Here is a 19,067-nt window from a genome sequence, read left to right as displayed (position 1 = left end):
CGTCAGTGCTCCCTGATCAGCTGGGCGTAGGCTCCGCCGGCTGCGGCAAGGTCGTCGTGGGTGCCCCGTTCGACCACAGCGCCCCGATTCAGTACGACGATCTCGTCACTGTCGCGGATGGTGCTCAGGCGGTGCGCGACGACGACCGTGGCGCAGCCGCGGCGGCGGACGTTGTTCATGATCAGAAGTTCCGTCCCGGCGTCCAGGGCACTGGTCGCCTCGTCCAGGACGAGCAGACGCGGATTCCGGACCAGCGCCCTGGCGATCTCCAGGCGCTGGCGCTGGCCGCCCGAGAAGTTGCGGCCGTCCTCCTCCACCCGGGCGTAGATGCCGCCCGGACGCGAGGAGACCACGTCGTACACCGCGGCGTCCCGGAGCGCGGTGATGACGCGCTCGTCGGAGACGGAGCTGTCCCACAGCGTGACGTTGTCCCGTACCGTTCCCTCGAACAGGAAGACGTCCTGGTCGACGAAGCCCACCGAAGCGCTGAGCACCTCCGGGGCGATGCCTTCGCGCGGCAGGCCGTCGATGTCCACCGAGCCCTCCCAGGGGCGGTAGAGGCCCGAGATCAGCCGCACCGCGGTGGACTTCCCGCTGCCCGAGCCACCGACCAGTGCGATCTGCCGCCCCGGGCCCACCGTGAAGGAGAAGTCGCTGACCAGCGGGGTGTCCAGCTGGTTGTAGCCGAAGGTGACCCGGTCGAAGGTCAGGTTCCCGGCCAACCGCCCGGCCGGCACCGCGGACGCCTCGGGGCGCGGTTCCGGCCGGTAGTTCTCCACGTCGCGCAGCCGGGTCACCTGGACGCCGAAATCCTGGACCCGCTGCCCCACCGCGATCAGCTGGGCGATCGGATTGGCGAAGGCCGACACCAGCGCCTGGAAGGCGACCAGCAGACCCACCGTCAGATTTCCCTGGACCGCCTGGAGGCCGCCGATCAGCAGCAGCATCGCCGTGGTGACGGAGGCCAGGGCCGGGGCGACCACCGCCATCACGGCGCTCGGCACACCGATCCGCTGCTGCCCGGTGACCACGGCGGACTGCTCCTTGGCCCAGCGGCGGAAGAAGGCGTTCTCACCGCCGGTGGCCTTCATCGTCTCGATCAGTTGCAGGCCGCTGAACGAGGTGATCAGCAACTGGGCCTCGTCGCTGGCCAGTCGGCTGACCCCGCCGGCCCGGAGCCGGGCGACGATCCGCAGGGCCACGATGTTGAGCAGTGACAGCGAGACGCTCAGGACCGTCAGCCAGGGGTCGTAGGACCACAGCAGGGCCGCGTACACCACGACGACGAGAGCGTTGACCAGGGTGCTCGACAGGTCGTTGGAGAGGGTGACGGCGACCTGGTCGTTGGACTGCACCCGGCTGCTGATGTCCGCCGGACTGCGCTGCACGAAGAAGTTGATCGGCAGTCGGAGGACGTGTCGCAGGAAGCGGCTGCTGTTGACCGTCGCGTTGGTGATGCGCAGGCGCAGGAGGAAGGACTGGCGCAGGAACGCGAGGGACCCGGTGACCAGCGCGGTGGCCGCCATCAGACCGAAGAACGGCGTCAGGAAGGAGTGGTCGCCGCCCAGCAGGACGTTGTTGACGAAGGCCCGGGTGAGGGCCGGGTAGGCCACACCGACGACGGCGAGCAGGACGCTGATCCAGGTGCTCAGGGCGAGCAGGCCCCAGCTCCCGCGCAGCCGGGTCGGCATTCCGGCGAGGACGCCGGGGCGGCGTCCGCCGGGGCGGAAGTCCGGGCCGGGCGCCATGGTGAGCACCACGCCGGTGAAGCTCTCGTCGAAATCGGCGAGTTCGACGACCCGCGGCCCGGTGCCGGGGTCGTTGAGGTGGACGACGTCCCGGCCCAGGCGGCGGCCGAACCCGTTGAGGACCACGAAGTGGTTGAACTCCCAGAACAGGACGGCCGGGGGCGCCAGCTTCGACAGCGCCTCGGTGTCCATCCGGCGCCCGGTGGCGGTCAGACCGTAGCGGCGCGCCGCCTTGAGCACGTTGGAGGCCTTCGAGCCGTCCCGGGAGACGCCGCAGGCGACCCGCAGTTCCTCCAGCGGCACGTAGCGCTTGTAGTGGGCGAGGACCATGGCGAGGCTGGCGGCCCCGCACTCGAGCGCTTCCATCTGGAAGACCACCGGCGGCTTGACGCGGCGGGCGGGACGGCGCCGCAGCAGGCCGCGGGTCCGGGAGAGGAGGGAGGTGGTGAACGCGGACATCTACGACAGCACCCAGCCGATCGGCTTGACCGAGGGCAAGTGCACGGATGCGCTCACCAGTGTGCGGGAATCGACGAGGTAGGGCGGGCCGGTCCGGGTGGACCACTGGAACCCGCTCGCGGTGTCGGCCGACGGCAGCAGGCGGACGACCACCTGCATCGGCTGGCCCTGGGCGGAGAACTGGCCGGCCAGTTGGGCGTCGCCGAGGAAGCCGGCGATCTGCCCCTGGGTCTGCGAGAACTGGCTGACCGACTCGACGACGCCGCGCAGGACCCCGTACTGCTGGGCGGGGGCGGAGCGCAGGTCGAGGTCCACGCTGCTGCCGGGGCTGATGAGTCCCGCGCTGCTCGTCGGCGCGTACAGCACCGCGATCAGCGGGTCGGTGGGCCCGCTGATGCGCTCGGCGACCGCGAGGTGGGTGCCCGCGGTGACCACTTGGCCGACCTGGGCCAGGATCGCGGTGGTGCGGCCGCCGCTGAAGGCGCGGACGGTCTGCTGGCCGGAGTCGGTCTGGACGGTGAACAGCGGGGCCTGCGCCGGGAAGGTGGTGCCCTGCTGGGCGAAGACGCCGGTGATCTGCCCGGACACCGAGCTGTCCAGGGTGTAGCTGCCGTCCCCGTAGGTGAGGATGCCGGGGACGGTGACCTGTCGGGGGATCGCGCCGGTGACCGCCCACAGCGATCCGAGGGCGACGAGCACGGTGACCATGACCACCGCGACCATGGTGCGCGGTCTGGCGAGGGTGGCCGCCGTCCCGAGGTCGGCGGTGGACTGGAGCTTGGCCAGGGCCTGCTCACGGAACTGCACGGTGTGGCTTCCTTCCTGCGGGCGGTGTGTCGCTCGCCGTTCAGACGGCCTGGAGCGCGGCGGCGGTCGAGTACGCCGCGCCCAGCGCTTCCCCGGTGCGGCGCAGCACGCGGACCGCGTCGCCGACGGTGGCGTCCAGGTCGTGGCGGACCGAGAGGTCCGGGCGGATCAACCGCAGTTGGGTCGTCACGTCGTTGCTGCGTGCGTAACCGGGCTCGACGCCCACCGCGATCGGTTTGAACGTCGCGGCGGCGACCCCGAGTTCGTAGAGCGCGATCGGCTGCTCGGGGGCCTTCTCGTTGCCCCGGGGGAACCAGAACAGGACGATGTCGCAGGACCGGAGGGCCTCGTGCTCCCACCGCACCAGTTCGGGACTGAACGCACGGCCGGGGACGGCCCGGCTGGGACTGAGCACCGTGACGGGGCGGCCGGTTCCCGACCGGCGCCACTGGTCGGCGAGCGCCTCGACGGCCCACTGCCGCCAGTCGGGGCAGTCGCGCATGCCGCCGGCCAGGAACACCGTCAGGGCGTCCGGCACGGAAGGGACCTGCTCCAGCGAACCCACCACCTGCAGAGGCGATCCGGTCACGGCACGAACTCCTCTACGGGACGGAAGGGCGCCGGGGCACCGGGCCGGTGTAGGCGGGGCTGCGGACCCCGGAGCGCAGGTACCCGGTGCCCTCGACGGCGCCGGGTGCGACGTCGAGGCGCTGGACGACGGGGTTGCGCTTGCCCCGGCCGCTGAGGACGAACGTGTCGGCCGCGGACAGCCGCAGGCGCAGCCCCCGGCCGTCGGCGAAGTACGCGGCGAGGTCGTCGTCGATGGCCTCGACGCACCGGCGGACCTCCGCGGTCGGCTCCGGCACGATGAGCTGCAGGTCACCCGGCTGCTCCTGGAGCACCTGGAAGTCCGGCAGCCCGGCGTTCGACAGGGCCGCCAGCAGGGCGTAGGGCGAGTAGACCGAGCCGTCGGTGCCCACCAGGGTGGCCTTCGAGCGTCCGACCAGCGAGTGGACCGCGGTGCCGGGCAGTCCGCAGCCGCAGTCCGTCGCGGGGGCGCACAGGTCGCCGGTGACGTAGCGGAGCACCGGCATCGCCCGGGACAGCAGCGCGGTCAAGGTGATGCTCCGCAGCGCCGGGTCGCCCTGGTAGGGCAGGAGTTCGGGGGTGACGAAGTCGTCCTGGAAGTGCAGGCTCCCCCGGCGGCACTCCCAGGCCGCGGGCCCGGTCTCGGAGGTCACGTAGACGGTCGTGACCGACCGCCCGAAGGCCGCCTCGATCAGTCGGCGCCCTTCCTCGGGCAGGTGCTCGTAGGAGGCCACCACGGCCTTCGGCTGTAGCTCGACGCCCCGTTCCAGGCAGTACCGGGCCAGGCCGACCAGTCGGCTCGACGTGCCGACGATCCGGTCGACGGGGAACGCCCCGACGGTCGCCGCGTAGGTCTGCGCGATGCGGGGGGAGGACGGGTCGAAGCCCCGGAGGTTGCACCGGACGTACGGGCGGGGCAGGTAGCCGGCCTCGACCAGCGGGGTGCCCTCGTACTGCAGCCCGAGGTTCAACTCGGTTCCGGTGTCCGGGAGTTCGAGGTAGCGGTTGAGCCGCTCGGCGATCACCAGGCTGGACAGTCCGCCGGTCTCCGCGGTGGTCAGCAGCCGTACCGGCTGGCCGGTGCTGCCGCTGGTCTCGTGGATGAAGTAGTGGCCCGGCTCCATCCGGCCGGTCTCGTCCCGGCTGATCGAGTCGGTGAACCGGTCCCGCAGGTCCGCCTTCAGGGTCAGCGGGAAGTCTCCGAGCGTCAGCGCCGCACGGTCCTGCAGTGCGCGGTAGCGGGGCACCCGGTCCCGGGCGTGGGCCAGGATGCCGGCCAGGCGTTCCTCGGCCGTCGTGCGACTGAATTCAACGATCCCCTCGATTTCCGCCCGCTTCTGGGCATAGCGGGACGAGCGCAGGAATCGGTTCAACTTCTCGCCGATCTCCGCCACTGCGCGCTTCGGATCGGTCAGCTGGTCCTGCACGACAAACACCTCCTCCTGGTCGCCTGTGAAATGCTGCGGGCCGCGTTCCGGACGGGGCCGGAACGCGGCCGGATCGTGCGGCCCGTCAGAGCAGGTAGCGGTGCGACTCGCCGCCGGCGACGCCCTCCAGGTCCTCGTCACGGAACTCGTCGTTCTCGGTCGCCTCGGCAGCGGCGTTCAGGTTCTCGTTCTCACCCATGAAAAAACCTCCTGATCGTTGTGGGAACACCGGGAAACGGTGCGGACTTCACGTCCGGTTCCGTTCGGCTTCGAGAAGGACGATATTCTCGGGATTCGGCGGCCGACAAGGATCGGGCGGGATTTCCACCAAGACGCGCAGGGGCGGCGTCCGACCATGACAGCGATCCGTGTCATCGACCGGGCTCCATCGGCATCCGGCGGTGCGCGCCGAGAACGGAACCGGCCCCGGGCGCCCGTCGTCATCGGGAGCTCGGGGCCGGCGTTCGCACGGCGGGGGCGGGTCCGCCCGGGATCCTTCAGCGCCGGGCCGGTAGGCGTTCCGGCAGGCCGAGGTGGCCCCGGAGGCCGGTGGACCCGTACTCCGCGGGAAGCGCTCCGCGGGACTGGAGTTCGGGCACCACGTGTTCGACGAAGTCGTCGAGCCCGTCGGGCGCCCGGTCCGGGACGATGATGTAGCCGTCGCAGCCGCCCGCCTCGACGTAACCGATCATCTCGGTCGCGATGTCGGACGCGGTGCCTGCCAGCGCCTTCGTGTGCGTGACCAGGGCCACGAGCCCACGGATCGACAGTTTCCTGGACTCCGCGACCTGGCGGAGGAACGCCACCCGGTCGACCCGCCTCCGGGCGTCCATGGCGGTCGGCCGACCGGTGACGAAAGCCGCCGCGCCGTCCAGGTCCGGACCGATGTCGGGCAGCGGGCCCTCGGGGTCGTAGGCGGAGAGGTCGCACCCCCAGAGCGCCTCCAGGTAGTGGGTCGCCATCTGCGGCGTCACGATCTCCAGCCGCCTGGCCCGCGCCAGTTCCTCGGCCTCCGCCCGGGACTCCCCGACCACGTAGGTGACGGCGGGCATGATCCGCAGCTGCCCCGGATCGCGGCCGTGGCGCGCCAGCCGGCCCTTGACATCGGCGTAGAAGTCGAGACCGGCCCGGCCCTTCTTCCGGCTGTAGATCACCTCCGCGTGGGCGGCGGCGAACTCCCGGCCCTGCTCGGAGTCCCCGGCCTGCACCAGGACCGGCTCGGTCCCGTCGGAAGCGGTCACCGGGCGGCCCTCCACCCGGAAGTGACGGCCCTGGTGGGCCGACGGCGTGCCGTCCCCGCCCTGCCAGAAAGCGCGGCACAGCCCGACGAACTCCGCGGCCCGCTCGTAGCGTTCGGCGTGCGGGAGGAAGCCGCCCCGGCGGAAGTTCTCCCCGACCCAGGCGTCCGGCGTCGTCACGGCGTTCCAACCGGCCCTCCCCTTCGCGAGGTGGTCGAGGGTGGCGAGTTGGCGGGCGATGTCGTAGGGCTCGTTGAACGTGGTGTTGACGGTGGCCACCAGGCCCAACCGGTCCGTGACTGCCGAGACGGCCGAGAGGACGGTCAGCAGGTCGTGTCGGCCGGCCACCCCGACCTCGGTCACCGCGCCGTTCCGTTCGGGCAGCCGGAGGTCGTCGGCCAGCAGCAGGTAGTCGAACCTGCCCCGTTCGGCGGCGACGGCCAGCCCGGCGATCGCGGCGAAGTCGATCTGGCTGCCCGGCATGCCGCCCTGCCAGACCGTGGTGGTCGGATTGACCGGGAAGAGAACGCCCAGGTGGAGTCGGCGCCGTCCAAGGTTCACTGCGGTCTTCCTAGCGTGTCGATGGGCCGGACGGGACTGCGGGTTCACGGAAACAGCCGGTTGGGCGCCCGGTGCGGCAGGCCCAGACGTTCGCGGAAGGTGCGACGGGCCCCGTCCGGCCCGCCCGCGGGGGGAAGCAGGCCGTCCGCCCGCAGCACGGGGACGGCCTCGGCGACGAAGCGGCCCAGCTCCACGGCCGGGTCGGCGAGGACGAGACGGAACCCGTCCACCGCTCCGGTTTCCGCCGCGCCCCGCAGGAAGCCGGCGAGGTCGCGGACACCGCCGGTCGTGACCGGGCCGTCCGTCCCCCAGGCCCACCGGCCGGGCGGCAGTCCCCGGCAGTCCACGTACAGGTCCGCGACCGTCCGGCTCCCGGGGCCGAGCCGGGGACGGGCGGCGACGACCCGGTCGAAGCGGCCGAGGACGAGGTCCGCGCAGGCCGCGAGCGGCAGGTCCTCGTCCGCGTCGACCCGCACCGCCATGACCGGATGCCCCTGGGGCGGCCGCGGGACGATCCCCGGGCCCTTGACCCGGAAGTACTTGCCCCGGTGGTCCACCGCGCGGATCCTGGTCCCGTCCAGGAACCTCCCGGTGGCGCTGTCGCGGATCTCCGCACCGTCCGCCCAGCTGTCCCAGAGCAGCGCGACCACGGTGGCGAACTCGGCCGCCTCCTCGTACCTGGCCGACAGGTCGCACGGGGCGAGGTCCCCGAAGAGCCCCGCCTCCTCCGCGCCCCGGGACACCCGTACGCACCAGCCGGCGCGCCCGGAACTGACGTGGTCCAGCGTCGCCAGGGCCTTCGACACGTGGAACGGTTCGAGGTGGCTGACGTTCGTCGTCGCGAGCAGCCCGATCGACGTGGTCAGCGGTGCGACACGGGCCAGTGCGGTCACCGGGTTCAGCCGGCTCTGCCCGGCCGGGGGCCAGGCCGTCCCGGCCCCGGCCGGGGGGACGAGGGACTCGTCCAGGGTCACGAAGGCGAACGCCCCCTGTTCGGCCAGTCGTGCGGCCCGCACGCAGCCGGCCCCGGCGGACCCCGGTTCGCCGATCTCGACACCCAAGAACACGGGCAGCTCCCCCTGTGCGCATTTCCTCCGGAAAACACGGAGGCCCACCGGACCCGGCACCCCGCACAGCAGCGGGAAACGCCGGTTCCTCCGGATTTCCGGGCCACCCTAGTTCAGCCTTTCGACAGCGACAAGAAATCGATTCGGCGGCGCGGAACCATGGCCGGCTCCCCCGGGGATTGCACCGATCGGTGGCATCGGAGCGGCGCGTCCCCGGCTCCCTTGCCCGTCGGGCGGATCCGACACGCCCGGGGCAATCGCTCCCGCCCGTGCGGGCCGGTGGATCGGGGAGAGGGGGTGCGGTGCGGGAAAATCACGGCACGGATCGGTGGAACGATCCGGACGCGCCGGGGAAGGCATCCGGGGAAGTGTCCGGGAATTCTTGCGCCGTTCGTCCGGCGGGCCCTAGGTTCGCCTCGTCCCACCGCACGGCGAAATGCTCCCGAAGAGACGGAAGGCCGATCCCCGATGGAAACTCTCCGGTCCATGGTCGGCGACCCCGCACCGTTCCTGGCGACGGCCTGGCGCCGCCGGGCCCTCGTACTGCGCCCACCCGTCCCGCTCGCCGCGCCGGTCGGACTGGTGGACGTCGACACCGTGCTGGCCTCGGGCCTGCTGCGGGTCCCCTATCTCGAGGTCGTCGCCGACGGAAAGGCGCTGGAGCAGAGCGAGTACACCAGCACCCGCCACCTCGTCGACCGCAACTTCCGCGGCTACGCCGATCCGGACAAGGTGAGGGGACACGTCGAGTCCGGTGCCACCCTGGTGATGCGCAACATCGAGCACTGGCACGCCGGAACGGCCGCCTTCGCCGACCGGCTCGGCGCCGAACTGGGCCGACGGGTCGAAGCCTTCCTCTTCGTCACCCCGCCCGGTCGGCGCGGCTTCCCCGCGCACCGGGACGACGCCGACGTCTTCGTGCTCCAACTGCAGGGCGGCAAGCGGTGGCAGATCCACCACCCGCCCGCCGACGGGAACTGGCGGCCCGGACCCGAGGCGGACCCGGGCCCGGTGCAGCTGGAGACCACGGTGCACGCCGGCGAGGTGCTGTACGTTCCCCGCGGTGCGGCGCATTCGGCCGTCGGGCACACCGAGGGCCTGTCCTTCCACCTGTCGCTGACCGTCCGTCAGCCCGGTACGGGTGAACTGCGCGCCGAGCTCGCCCGCCGCTTCGCCGAGGGGCTCGTACTGCCCCTCCTCCCGATCGACCCCGCGGAACTTCGCCGGACGGCACAGGAGTTGCTCGACCACCACCGGAGGCTCCTGGCCGCGCTCACGCCGGAGGAGCTGTGCGCCGCCGTCGAGACGGTCCCGCGGCCGGACGCGGATTCCGCCGGGGACCGGCGGACGCTGGCGGGCCTGGCCACGGCACGGGACTGACCGCGCACCGGGCCGGCCGGCGCCCGTCCCCGCGGGCTCCGGCCGGCGGGGCGGTCAGAACGGAATCTCCGGAAAACCCTGCGACCCCGTCCCGGCCACCAGCGCGTCCAGTTCCTCCTCCCGTAGTTCCCGTTCCTCGAACCGGTCCGGGTGGGGCACGAACAGCGTGAGGAGCCCGCTGACGGCCGACTCCTCCCAGGAGCGGATCTGTTCCTCCAACACCTCCGACGCCGAGAACCTGTCCCGGTCGACGACCACCGCGGTCCCGGCCGGCACCCGGACGCCGTGCTCGGCGAGCAAGGTGCGCGGGTCCTGCTCCAGGAGTCGCTCCTGGCCGGGGTCGGACCAGACAGCGGCCACCGCCGCGCTGTAGCCGGAGGCGAAAGCGGTGCGTTCGACGGAGTACATGGCTCGTTCCTCTGCGGTCTGGGGCTGAAGGGAGTGCGCTACGGGCCGGAGCGGTCCGGTTCCGGGGTTCAGGCCGGCTTCCGCGCGGTGGGCGGGCAGGAACCGAGGGCGAATTCGGCGATGGCCGGCTCGCTCAGCGTGTCCAGGCCGGCCAGTGCCGAGAAGGCAGCGGCGTCGCCCGCGCCGAGGGCACAGGGCGCCAGGCCCATGTCGGTGGCGACCAGGTACATCCAGGCGGTCAGTATCCCGGCGTCCTTGAGGGCCAGCGCGTACGGCGTCCCCTCGTACTTCCGCATCAGGGGCCCGACCCGGGCGGTGATCACGAACAGGACCTGCGGCGGTGCCGGCATGGCGGCCGTACCGCGGGCGAACGACAGCATCCGCTCGGTCTCGGGCCCCGGCGGGGCGACCACGGTCAGGCCGTGGTGCACCGAGTCGTAGTGGTAGAGGCCACCGGGCAGATCCGCGCACCGGGAGACCAGGGGGTAGATCTCCAGCTCGCCGAGACCGCCCGCGCCCGGATAGGGCCGGACGGAGGTCCTCCCGCCGTCGTCGTCGCGGGCTTCGCGGCGCTGCACCCGATGGAGGAACTCCCCGAGCTGCGCCAGCGTCACCGGTCGGCTGTCGTCGTGTCGGCGCAGGCTGCGGCGGCGCGCCATCACCGCCGCCAGGGAGGCGTCCCCCCGGGCGGCGCAAGGGGGTTCGGGCAACGCGACCGAGGAGCGGGGCGCGGCGGCGGGCGTCCGTCCGAGGTCCTCCGGCGCGAAACCGCGGAACCGGTCGGTCGCACCGATCGGTGCCGAGTGGCGCTCCGCCCGCGAACGGTCGTGCAGCCACAGTTCCTCCGCCGACCAGAACGCCATCGGCGCCGCCCCGGTTTCGGCCGCGGCCTCCTCCGGAGTCAGCAGAAGGCCGGCGGCAAGCAGTTCCTCCAGCAGGATGCCCGCCGTCGCCGTGTCGACGTCCAGTTCGTCGGCCACGTCGGCGAGTTCGACCCCCTCCGCACAGGCACGGGCCAGGACGGCGGTCAGCCTGGGGTGCAGGCAGCCGATCCCGACCGTGCTGAGCGGCGAGTACGCCGCCATCCGGCCCGGTTCGGCACGCAGCACCGCGAACCTGGACATCCGGTACGCCGTCCCGATCTGCTGCTGACGCCGTGGCGGGACGTTCTGGGGGCCGATCCGGCGGGGCACCACGTCCAGCAGGGCCCGGGCACCGGCCGAGACCCGGCGTTCCAGCCAGGAGTGCATCAGCAGCCGGCGCACCAGCAGTTGGGCCGACAGGAGTCGGGAGCCGCCCTCCAGCCCGGTGACGAGCTGGGCGATCTGGAGGTCGCTCAGCCAGTCCTCCTCCATCCGCAGCAGGACGGCCTTGCGACCGGCCTCCAGTCCGGGCAGGTGCAGTCGGTAGCGGGACTGCTCGAGGACGATTCGGCCGTCCGGCTCCTCGATCAACCGGGCGTCGGCGCGGAGCCGGTAGCTGTCGGCCCTGATCGTGTCCGGTGCGGGGAGGGAAAAGGCGGGGTTCACTGGCATTCGTGCTTCCGTTACTGGGGCGGTCGTGCGGTGTGCCGCCGGGGGCACAGGCCCGAGCAATCACGGTCGGCGCACGGCTCCCCGGCCGGAGCCGAGGTGCCTTGACCGAGGACACGCTATGCGGCATCGCCCACCGACGGAACACGGTTGCACCGAACCGTGCCGCCGAAGGCGTGCCGGGATCCGCGACGACGCCGTCGAGGTCACCCGTTCTCGACCACCAGGTGCTCCTCGAACCAGGGTTCGGAACCGCCGTCCTCCATCAGGAGTTCGGTGACCAGATCGCGGCCCCGGTCCTCCACCGCGGACCGGAACGTACTCACCAGCACTTCCACCAGCCCCTCGGTGAACCGGGTGGGCCGCAGCACGCCCTCCCGCACGCCGGCCGCCCCCTGGTCGGGCACCCGGGCATCGGCCGCCCGGGCCGGGCCTCCGCCTTCGGCCGCGGCGATGAGCTCGGCGCTGGACGAGGCGATCAGTTCTTCGGCGACGCCGGCTATCCGGTCCAGCGACCGGGCGAGGCAGCGCAGCGCGGCCGTCGGGGGGACACCCGTCCGAACGAGTTCCGTCATCGCCCGGTGCACGCCGGGCTGGGAGATCGTCGCCGTCCCGTCGGGTTCCCGTCCGAGCATGCCGTGGCGGTTCAACGCGTAGAACACGGCGGGCTGGTCACGCACCGTCCGCTTGACCGCGGCCGCCAGCAGCGCCTCCTCGTCGTCGTCGTGGGCCCCCACTCCGAGGAAGGCCGCGATGGAGACGAGATTGAAGCCCTGGCGCTGCAGTTTGACGATGTGGTGCAACCGGAGGACGTGGGTTTCGTCGTAGTAGCAGTTCCGTCCCCGGCGCACCGGGGACGGGAGAAGCTTGCGGGACTGGTGGGCGCGGATGTTGCGGGGTGACATCCCCACCAGTTGGGAGACCTCCTCGACCGTGTAGCAGGTCCCCGGTCGACCGGCGCGGGCCGCGGTCGACGGCTGGGTCGACTCCATGTCTTGCTCCTCGGTTGTGCAGCGGTGTTGGCGCAGCCGTGCCGGAGGCTGGAGGGACCACGCCGAGTGAATACGTTCCTGAGGTGGGAACATCCGAGTCCACCGAGCTCGGGGCGTGCGGGTCCCCACTCCGAAGGTGATGATCACAGCGCATTGCCATGGTCGATCGTCCTGCTAATGAACGACTAACGCCGCAGTGACGATCGGCTGCCGACCCGCCGGACGCCCGCTCCTGCCGGCCGTCGCGGAACGTCCCGGCCGGGGCACGGCTCAGCCCGGTACGAGTCCAGGGGGCAGGTGGAGACGGGGATCGCGCCGGCCCGGGCCCAGGAGGCGGCGGAACGCGGTACCGGGCTGAGCCCACAGGACGCCGGTGACGTGCGGGTTCGCCATGAGCACCGGGCATTCCACGCGCTGCCAGGTGTTCCCCCTGCGTACGACGTCGCCGAAGACGACCCGGATCTCGCCCCGGGCTGCCTCGGAGAATCCCACCGATGTGTTCCGCCAGAAGGCCGCGGCCCTTTCGGAATAGTCGGAGTAGTAGGGGGTCGGGAGTCCGAGGTCCTCGATCAGCATCATCATCGTCCGCCCGCCGTACTTCCTGGCGGTGGCCTTCGCCGATTCCTCGACCGCCTTTCCCCGGTAGGTGCCGCAGTAGTACCACAGGGCGGTGGGGCCGCCGTCCCTCGTGGCGTTCCGCATCTGCTCCCTCGTCACCCACCGGGACACGTCGTCCGTCTGCCCCGGCAGCACGACACCGCCACCGTTGGACGGCCGCTCGTCCGCGCGAGGGACCCACGCTCCGAGCGGCTCCGCCCTGACCGGCTCGGCGGGGCCGGGCCGTGGGATCGACGAACTCCGCTGCCCTTCAAGGGCGTTGGTGATATTCGCAGCAGCGGATTCGGCGCGCAACGATGCCTCCGGGCACGGGGTCGGGAGTGGGGCCGGAACGGGCCACCCGGTTGTGGACCGCCCGGCCGAGCACCACCCGAGGTCCTTTCCGGGGCTGCGCGCGGGAGACCGAACCACCGTGCCACGGGGGGCCGTCGGTCCGGAGCATAGGCCGGGAGGGCACCGCGGGTGCAACGGCCGGCACGAACGGCACCGCTCCCGGCCGCTGCCGCGCCCACGCTTGCACGGATACGTGTCGCGACCGCGTCCCCGGCGACGGCGGAACGGATCGGATCGGTGGGACGGTTCCTCGCCGCCGTGCACGCTTCGGGGAGAGTGTCGGGCATTCCTTGTGACCCTTCTCCCCAGCTCCTAGGTTCGAGGCGTCCCACCGGGAAGCGACGCTTTCCCGCCACACCCCACCGACATCTCCGCGCGGCTTCCGCCGGAATGCGGCCGGCGACTCCACGGAGGAATCATGAGCGAGACCCGGAACACCACCACCGAGACCGCCGCCGACGAGTTCGCCGCCGAGATCGGCGACGAGGACCTGGAGAACGTCGCGGGTGGCCTCGAAGTCAGCTGAAGCCCGCTCCCCGTCCGGGTGCCGGCGCCTCGCGGCACCCGGACGGCCGCCTCCCCGGAGGAACGCGTTGAACCTGCCGAGCGATCTGGCACACGAATTCCAGCGGCTGCGCGAACGCATCACGCGCAAGACGTCGTCCGACTGGTTCCTGGAGAAGCGCCGGGAGATCGAGGACCTGGCGCCGTACGACCCGGACCGGGGACGCGAACGCCTCGACCACCTGTTGACCACTGCGGTGGAACGGGCCCCGTACTACTCCGCCCTGCGCAACCGCCGGCACCTGGGCCTGCGGGACTTCCCACAGGTCCGCAAGAGCGACCTGCGCGAGCACTTCGCCGACTTCATCACCCGCGACCCGACCGGCCGGATGGCCCCCGGCGCGTTCTTCCTGTCGCAGACCAGCGGCAGCACCGGACAACCCGTCACCCTGCTGTCCACCGCGGAGACCGGCAGCCTGCTGCTCCAGGTGGTCCGGGAGCGGTTGAGCGCTTTCCTCGGCCTGCCGGACAGCGGCACGGTGCTCAACCTGGGCCTGCTGTTCCCCGGCACCCGGCTGTTCGAACCGGTGATGCTGCCGCGCCCCTACGTCAAGTGCAACCTGCGCGGCTACGACCCCGGGGCACCCGACATCGTCGCGGACTACGAAGCCGTGGTCGGTCGCCTCCCGGTCGACCAGATCACCGGCTCGTCGAGCCGCATCATCACCCTGGCCAGGTACTGCCTGGAACGCGGCATCGTCCTGCGTCCCCACGGCGTCGTCGCCACCTACGAACACATGCCCGACAGTGGCCGCCGCGTGGTCGAGGAAGCCTTCGGCTGCCGGGTGACCATGCTGTACACGACCGCGGAGACCGGCTACGCGGCTTTCGAGTGCGAGCAGCGGCGCCTGCACTTCCAGGACGACTTCGTCCTGCCCGAGATCGAGCCGACCGACGGCCGGGAGGTGGGCGAGATCGTCCTGACCTCCCTGGTCTCCACGCCCATGCCGGTCATCCGCTACGTCACGGGCGACCTCGCGCCCCGCCCGGTCGACTGCGGCTGCGGTCTGCCCGGCACCGTCACCGAAAGGCTCGTGGGCCGCACCCGCAGCAGCCTGGTCGGCCGCGACGGAGCCGTCTACTCACCGTACTCACTGCTCGCCGCGCTGGCCGCCGCCGGCCTCCCGGACTACCAGGTCGTCCAGACCGAACCAGGTGTCCTCGACCTCGTCACCGCCGGCCCGGCGGAACCCGCCGCCGCCTGCGTCCGCGACATCAACCTCCGCCTGGACTCGTACTTCGGGGGCCGTGCGGGCTTCCGCCTGCGCCACCGCCCGCACCAGGACTTCCACTTCACCCCGGGCGGCAAGCGCAACCCCGTGATCCAGCACCTGCCCCTTCCGGACGTCCCCGAGCACTCCGCCTACCTGTGACCGCGCGCACGGGCTCCGGCCTCAGAGCCGAACCGGTCGACGCGTCGGTTCCCCTGGAAAGCGAGTGGCTGACCAAGAGCGACGGGATCGTCCTTCCCGGGCAGACGGACGACGCCTCCCGATGGGTGACCCGGGCACAGATCCGGACCGCTGCCGAGAACCGCGTCCCCACCGCGCTGTGGTACTACAGCGGCACCTGCGGGGGGAGGTCGGTCGAGGAGGCGACGAAGGCCACCGCCCGGAAGTACGGCGGGGAGACGATGATGATGCTGATCGAGGACCTCCGCATGCCCACCCCGTACTACTCCGAATACTCGCAACGGGCCGAAGCATTCTGGCGGAACGCTTCGGCGGGTTTCTCCGAAGCCGCCCGGGGCGAGGTGCGGATCGTCTTCGGCGACACCATCAGGAAAGAGAGCAACTGGCACCGGGTGGAATGCCCGAGGCTCGTCGCGAATCCACGCGTCACCGCCCTTCTCTGGGCCCGGCCCGGAACCCTCTTCCACCGACTGCCGGACACCTGGCGCACCGATCCGCGCCACCGCCTGCCGACCGGGCTCTCCCTCCGGTGACGGCAACGGGTCGAACGCGCTCCCCTCCGGACGGGTCACGTGCCGAACGGACGGCCCGGTGGCGCGGGGAGAGCCCGCCCCCGGCCACCGACCGGGTCGGCAGGACCCGCGACGGTTCCCGGCGGGGTGCCGCACCGGCGCAGAACCTCGTGGAGCGCCCCGGCGGTCGTCGCGCGTCGCACGTCCGGGGCGACCCCGTCGAGCGGGTCGCGGCCGACGGCTGCCGTACGGGTCCCCGCCCGTCGCCCTGCGGCGATGTCGCACGCCGAGTCCCCGACCGTCCACGAGCGGAGCAGGTCGATGCCGAGGTCGTGGGCGGCCCGGTGGAGCATGCCCGGCGCCGGCTTCCGGCAGGGGCAGGCGCTTCGGTAGCGGGTCACCGTGCCGTCGGGGTGGTGGGGGCAGGCGTAGATCCCGTCGAGGTGGACCCCGTGGTCGGCGAGGAGCCCGCGGAGCCGGTCGTGCATGGCCTCCAGATCGTCCGGGGTGAGGAGTCCGCGCGCCACCCCGCTCTGGTTGGTGACGACGACCAGGGCGAAACCCTCGTGCCGGAGCGCACGCAGCGCTGCCCCGATGTTCGGTCGCAGGACCAGGTCGTCGGGACGGCGGGGATAGTGGCGTGGTTCGGTGAGCGTGCCGTCGCGGTCCAGGAACACCGCGCGCCGCGGACGTCGCCGGTCGCACGCCGGCACGGGCTCAGCGGACCGCACGGCCGCAGAAGGACGCGAACGGCCGGCGCGGTTCCCGGCGGTCGCGCCGGTGACCGGCAGGCCGGTGCCGGCGTTCACCGAGCCGCCGCCCGTCGGACGAGGCGGTCGATCCGGGTGCTGGTGGAGTGGCCGTCCAGGTAGGGCACGATGACGACTTCGCCGCCCCAGCTCTCCACCAGGTCCGCCTCCGGGATGCGGCGGCCCGCGTAGTCGCCGCCCTTGACCCATATGTCGGGGCGCAGTTCGGCGAGGACCTTCTCGGGGGTGGTCTCGTCGAAGACGATCACGCCGTCGACGCGGTCCAGCGCCTCGAGCAGCGCGGCACGTTCGCGTTGACCGACGGCAGGCCGGTCCGGGCCCTTCAGCCGGCGTACGGAGTCGTCGCTGTTGATGCACACGACGAGCGCGTCGCCCAGGCGGCCGGCCTGTTCCAGGAGGGCGAGGTGTCCCGCGTGGAGGAGGTCGAAGCAGCCGCCGGTGGCGACCAGCGTCCCGCCGCGCGCCCTGACGCGGGCGGCCAGTTGCAGCGGGCCGGTGCCTTCCCGGCGCGGCCGGACGGTGAGACAGGCCGGACCGCCGGCTTCGACGTAGCCGGTGGCCGCGTCCACGGCCGCGGCGACGGCGTGGGAGGGCAGCCGTCCGGCGGCGAGCAGCACGGTGGCGGTGACGGCGAGTCGGTCACCCGCGCCGCAGGTGTCCCCGGTGACGGCCCTGGCCGGGACGACCAGAGGATGGTCCTCCCGGTTCGCGACCAGCACCGCGCCACCGGGCCCCCGGGTGACGGCAACCTGTTTGACGGGCCATTCGGTCAGCAGCCGGACGGCCCGGGCGGTGTCGCCCGCCAGGCCGCACGACGCTGCGCCGCCGGTCAGGAGGAGCGCTTCGTCCGCGTTCGGGACGGCCAGGGCCGTGCCGGGAACCGGGGGCGCGCCGTTCGGGTGCGGGTCCCAGACCAGAGGGCGGGCCGAGGCCGCAGCGGTGAGGGCTGCGCGCAGTTGCTCGTGGGCGGTGACACCGCGTCCGTAGTCGCAGACCAGGACTGCGGCTGCCTCGGCGAGCCGGGCGCGGACGACGACCGGGAGCGGGCCGAGCGGCAACTCTCCGGCCGGGGTGTCGAAGCGCAGCAGGGTGCGGCCGGCGGAACGGACGCGGGTCTTGACCGGGGTGGTACCGCCGGTGGCGAGGTCGATCACCTCGACGCCGGCCTCCTCGAGGAGGCCGCGGGCCCGGCGCCCGGGTTCGTCCCGGCCGAGACCGCACACGAGGGTGACCTGCCAGCCCGGCTCGCGGGTGGCGAGGACGGCGGCCAGCCCTGCGCCACCGGGCCGTTCGGTCTCCCGGGTGCCGGAGAGGACGGGGACAGGGGCTTCCGGGGAGAGCCGGTCGGCGGTGCCGGTGAGGTCGCGGTCCAGCAGGACGTCGCCGACGACCACCAGTCGCCGGGTGCGGTCCGGCACGGCTGCCGCGGGCAGGGACGGTTCGGTGGCCCGGGCGTCAACGGCCGTGCACAGCAGGTGCACGGCGACCAAGTGGCATTCCTGGACGGTGGCGACCTGCGGGGCGTCCACCCGGACGGCACGGTCCGCGGCGTCGGCGAGCGGATTCGGCCCCTGACCGGTGAGCGCCCAGACGGTCATGCCCGACTCCCGGCCGGCGGCGGCAGCGGCAAGGACGTTGGGGCTGGTGCCGGAGGTCGACAACAGGAGCAGGACGTCGCCGGGCCGACCGTGGGCGCGGACCTGGCGGGCGAAGACCTGCTCGACTCCGTAGTCGTTGGCGATGGCGGTCACCGAGGAGGTGTCGGCGTGCAACGCGATGGCGGACATCGGTGCCCGCTCTGCGCGGAAGCGCCCGACGAGTTCGGAGGTCAGGTGCTGGGCCTCGGCCGCGGAGCCGCCGTTGCCGGCGACCAGCAGCCGTCCACCGGTGCGGAACACCCCCGCCAGCTGGGCGCCCCACTCGCCCAACTGCCGAACGTCCAGGGAGGCCAGCGCCTGCCGCAACCGGTCCAGGTGCTCGGTGCCGTCGGCCCACGGGGGCGACGGGCGGGTGTCCGTGGCGGTCATCAGAGGTTCACCTGGTCCTTCGGGGTCGGGACAGCCGGCCCCTCGACGGCCGTGCCGAGGATCGTGCCGCACTTCTCGGTGGAACGGCGGCAGGGGAGCGACGTCCCGGCCTCGGATCGCAGCCTAGATGTCGACGTCACGCCTCGGGACCCTGGGCAGCGGCTCCGTTCGCCGTCATCCGGTGGCCGACGATTGCGCGGATCGGTGCAGCGGCCCGACCGATTTCCGGTACGCCGCAGGGGAATCGACCGGAACGCGTTGCCCGGACCGCCCTGCCGGACCTAGCTTCGAAAGACCCCGTCGACGGCAGACGGGCTCCGGAAATTCCTGCCGTATTTTTCGAGGCCGGGTCCGGAACTCTGTATCGAATTTCCCACGTGGAGGAACCCGAAATGAACGACTTCCAGAAGGCCGACCCGGAGACGGGTGCCGAGATCGTCGTCGACATCGAGGACGAGGACCTGGAGGCCCTCTCCGGTGGCCTCGAGCGCATCTGAACCGACCGGCCGTGGGGGGGGGGGGGGGGGGCCCCCCCCCCCCCCCCCCCCCCCCCCCCCGGGCCCCCCCCCCCCCCCCGCCGGGGGCCCCCCCCCCCCCCGGCGCGCCGGGGGGGCGCCCCGAACC

15 protein-coding genes are annotated in these 19,067 nt (G+C 72.5%); 3 read left to right on the top strand and 12 right to left on the bottom strand.

Features of this window, described 5'->3' with window-relative positions:
• Positions 1 to 2 precede the first annotated feature (2 nt).
• The 6 genes from ACIQBJ_RS06860 to ACIQBJ_RS06835 all read right to left on the bottom strand — a co-directional run bounded on the left by ACIQBJ_RS06860 (position 3) and on the right by ACIQBJ_RS06835 (position 7,895).
• Complete coding sequence (locus ACIQBJ_RS06860) at positions 3 to 2,207, bottom strand: NHLP family bacteriocin export ABC transporter peptidase/permease/ATPase subunit (protein ID WP_400704737.1); 2,205 nt, start codon at positions 2,205 to 2,207, stop codon at positions 3 to 5.
• Positions 2,208 to 3,014 carry an HlyD family efflux transporter periplasmic adaptor subunit gene (locus ACIQBJ_RS06855; protein ID WP_400704734.1) on the bottom strand — a complete coding sequence of 269 codons (807 nt, stop codon included), beginning with the start codon at positions 3,012 to 3,014 and terminating at the stop codon, positions 2,208 to 2,210.
• 40 nt (positions 3,015 to 3,054) lie between these two features.
• Positions 3,055 to 3,603, bottom strand: a complete 549-nt coding sequence (locus tag ACIQBJ_RS06850) for a nucleoside 2-deoxyribosyltransferase domain-containing protein (protein ID WP_400704731.1) — start codon at positions 3,601 to 3,603, stop codon at positions 3,055 to 3,057.
• A 13-nt stretch (positions 3,604 to 3,616) separates the two neighbouring features.
• Positions 3,617 to 5,029 carry a hypothetical protein gene (locus ACIQBJ_RS06845; RefSeq protein ID WP_400704728.1) on the bottom strand — a complete coding sequence of 471 codons (1,413 nt, stop codon included), beginning with the start codon at positions 5,027 to 5,029 and terminating at the stop codon, positions 3,617 to 3,619.
• A gap of 497 nt (positions 5,030 to 5,526) precedes the next feature.
• Positions 5,527 to 6,828: an LLM class flavin-dependent oxidoreductase gene (locus ACIQBJ_RS06840; protein ID WP_400704725.1), complete on the bottom strand. Its 1,302-nt coding sequence runs from the start codon at positions 6,826 to 6,828 to the stop codon at positions 5,527 to 5,529.
• A gap of 44 nt (positions 6,829 to 6,872) precedes the next feature.
• On the bottom strand, positions 6,873 to 7,895 hold the full coding sequence (locus ACIQBJ_RS06835) for an LLM class flavin-dependent oxidoreductase (RefSeq protein WP_400704722.1): 1,023 nt from the start codon (positions 7,893 to 7,895) through the stop codon (positions 6,873 to 6,875).
• Positions 7,896 to 8,381: 486 nt separating this feature from the next.
• On the opposite strand from ACIQBJ_RS06835, the gene ACIQBJ_RS06830 reads away from it, so the two are divergent.
• Positions 8,382 to 9,275, top strand: coding sequence for a JmjC domain-containing protein (locus ACIQBJ_RS06830; protein WP_400704719.1), 894 nt, complete (start codon positions 8,382 to 8,384; stop codon positions 9,273 to 9,275).
• 54 nt (positions 9,276 to 9,329) lie between these two features.
• Here the strand turns inward: ACIQBJ_RS06830 and ACIQBJ_RS06825 are convergent, their stop codons facing one another.
• The 4 genes from ACIQBJ_RS06825 to ACIQBJ_RS06810 all read right to left on the bottom strand — a co-directional run bounded on the left by ACIQBJ_RS06825 (position 9,330) and on the right by ACIQBJ_RS06810 (position 12,909).
• Entirely contained in the window at positions 9,330 to 9,683 is a 354-nt protein-coding gene (locus ACIQBJ_RS06825) for a hypothetical protein (protein ID WP_400704716.1), read from the bottom strand.
• 68 nt (positions 9,684 to 9,751) lie between these two features.
• The gene (locus ACIQBJ_RS06820; RefSeq protein ID WP_400704713.1) at positions 9,752 to 11,218 is read right to left on the bottom strand and encodes a SagB family peptide dehydrogenase; all 1,467 of its coding nucleotides are present in this window, start codon (positions 11,216 to 11,218) and stop codon (positions 9,752 to 9,754) included.
• Positions 11,219 to 11,421: 203 nt separating this feature from the next.
• Positions 11,422 to 12,207 carry a MerR family transcriptional regulator gene (locus tag ACIQBJ_RS06815; protein WP_400704710.1) on the bottom strand — a complete coding sequence of 262 codons (786 nt, stop codon included), beginning with the start codon at positions 12,205 to 12,207 and terminating at the stop codon, positions 11,422 to 11,424.
• A gap of 270 nt (positions 12,208 to 12,477) precedes the next feature.
• Positions 12,478 to 12,909 (bottom strand): hypothetical protein, encoded by a 432-nt coding sequence (locus tag ACIQBJ_RS06810; protein ID WP_400704707.1) that lies wholly within the window; start codon positions 12,907 to 12,909, stop codon positions 12,478 to 12,480.
• An 842-nt stretch (positions 12,910 to 13,751) separates the two neighbouring features.
• On the opposite strand from ACIQBJ_RS06810, the gene ACIQBJ_RS06805 reads away from it, so the two are divergent.
• Both ACIQBJ_RS06805 and ACIQBJ_RS06800 read left to right on the top strand, forming a co-directional pair.
• Positions 13,752 to 15,095 carry a hypothetical protein gene (locus tag ACIQBJ_RS06805; RefSeq protein ID WP_400704704.1) on the top strand — a complete coding sequence of 448 codons (1,344 nt, stop codon included), beginning with the start codon at positions 13,752 to 13,754 and terminating at the stop codon, positions 15,093 to 15,095.
• Entirely contained in the window at positions 15,092 to 15,667 is a 576-nt protein-coding gene (locus tag ACIQBJ_RS06800; protein ID WP_400704701.1) for a hypothetical protein, read from the top strand. The genes ACIQBJ_RS06805 and ACIQBJ_RS06800 overlap by 4 nt, the downstream gene beginning before the upstream one ends.
• 35 nt (positions 15,668 to 15,702) lie before the next feature.
• Here the strand turns inward: ACIQBJ_RS06800 and ACIQBJ_RS06795 are convergent, their stop codons facing one another.
• On the bottom strand, positions 15,703 to 16,323 hold the full coding sequence (locus ACIQBJ_RS06795) for a D-glycero-alpha-D-manno-heptose-1,7-bisphosphate 7-phosphatase (RefSeq protein ID WP_400704698.1): 621 nt from the start codon (positions 16,321 to 16,323) through the stop codon (positions 15,703 to 15,705).
• Positions 16,324 to 16,451: 128 nt separating this feature from the next.
• Positions 16,452 to 18,443: a PfkB family carbohydrate kinase gene (locus ACIQBJ_RS06790; RefSeq protein ID WP_400704695.1), complete on the bottom strand. Its 1,992-nt coding sequence runs from the start codon at positions 18,441 to 18,443 to the stop codon at positions 16,452 to 16,454.
• Positions 18,444 to 19,067 lie beyond the last annotated feature (624 nt).

Origin of the sequence: Kitasatospora sp. NPDC088391 (assembly GCF_044753345.1) — a bacterium.
Taxonomy (GTDB): Bacteria; Actinomycetota; Actinomycetes; order Streptomycetales; family Streptomycetaceae; genus Kitasatospora.
Note: the sequence above shows the minus strand (reverse complement) of the source record. Positions and strands in the feature narration are given on the sequence as shown.

Bases quoted from the DNA above. Each gene is read 5' to 3' on its own strand.
- ACIQBJ_RS06860 (WP_400704737.1), bottom strand. From the start codon at position 2,207: ATGTCCGCGTTCACCACCTCCCTCCTCTCCCGGACCCGCGGCCTGCTG.
- ACIQBJ_RS06820 (WP_400704713.1), bottom strand. From the start codon at position 11,218: ATGCCAGTGAACCCCGCCTTTTCCCTCCCCGCACCGGACACGATCAGG.
- ACIQBJ_RS06810 (WP_400704707.1), bottom strand. From the start codon at position 12,909: ATGCGGAACGCCACGAGGGACGGCGGCCCCACCGCCCTGTGGTACTAC.
- ACIQBJ_RS06830 (WP_400704719.1), top strand. From the start codon at position 8,382: ATGGTCGGCGACCCCGCACCGTTCCTGGCGACGGCCTGGCGCCGCCGG.
- ACIQBJ_RS06790 (WP_400704695.1), bottom strand. From the start codon at position 18,443: ATGACCGCCACGGACACCCGCCCGTCGCCCCCGTGGGCCGACGGCACC.
- ACIQBJ_RS06825 (WP_400704716.1), bottom strand. From the start codon at position 9,683: ATGTACTCCGTCGAACGCACCGCTTTCGCCTCCGGCTACAGCGCGGCG.
- ACIQBJ_RS06815 (WP_400704710.1), bottom strand. From the start codon at position 12,207: ATGGAGTCGACCCAGCCGTCGACCGCGGCCCGCGCCGGTCGACCGGGG.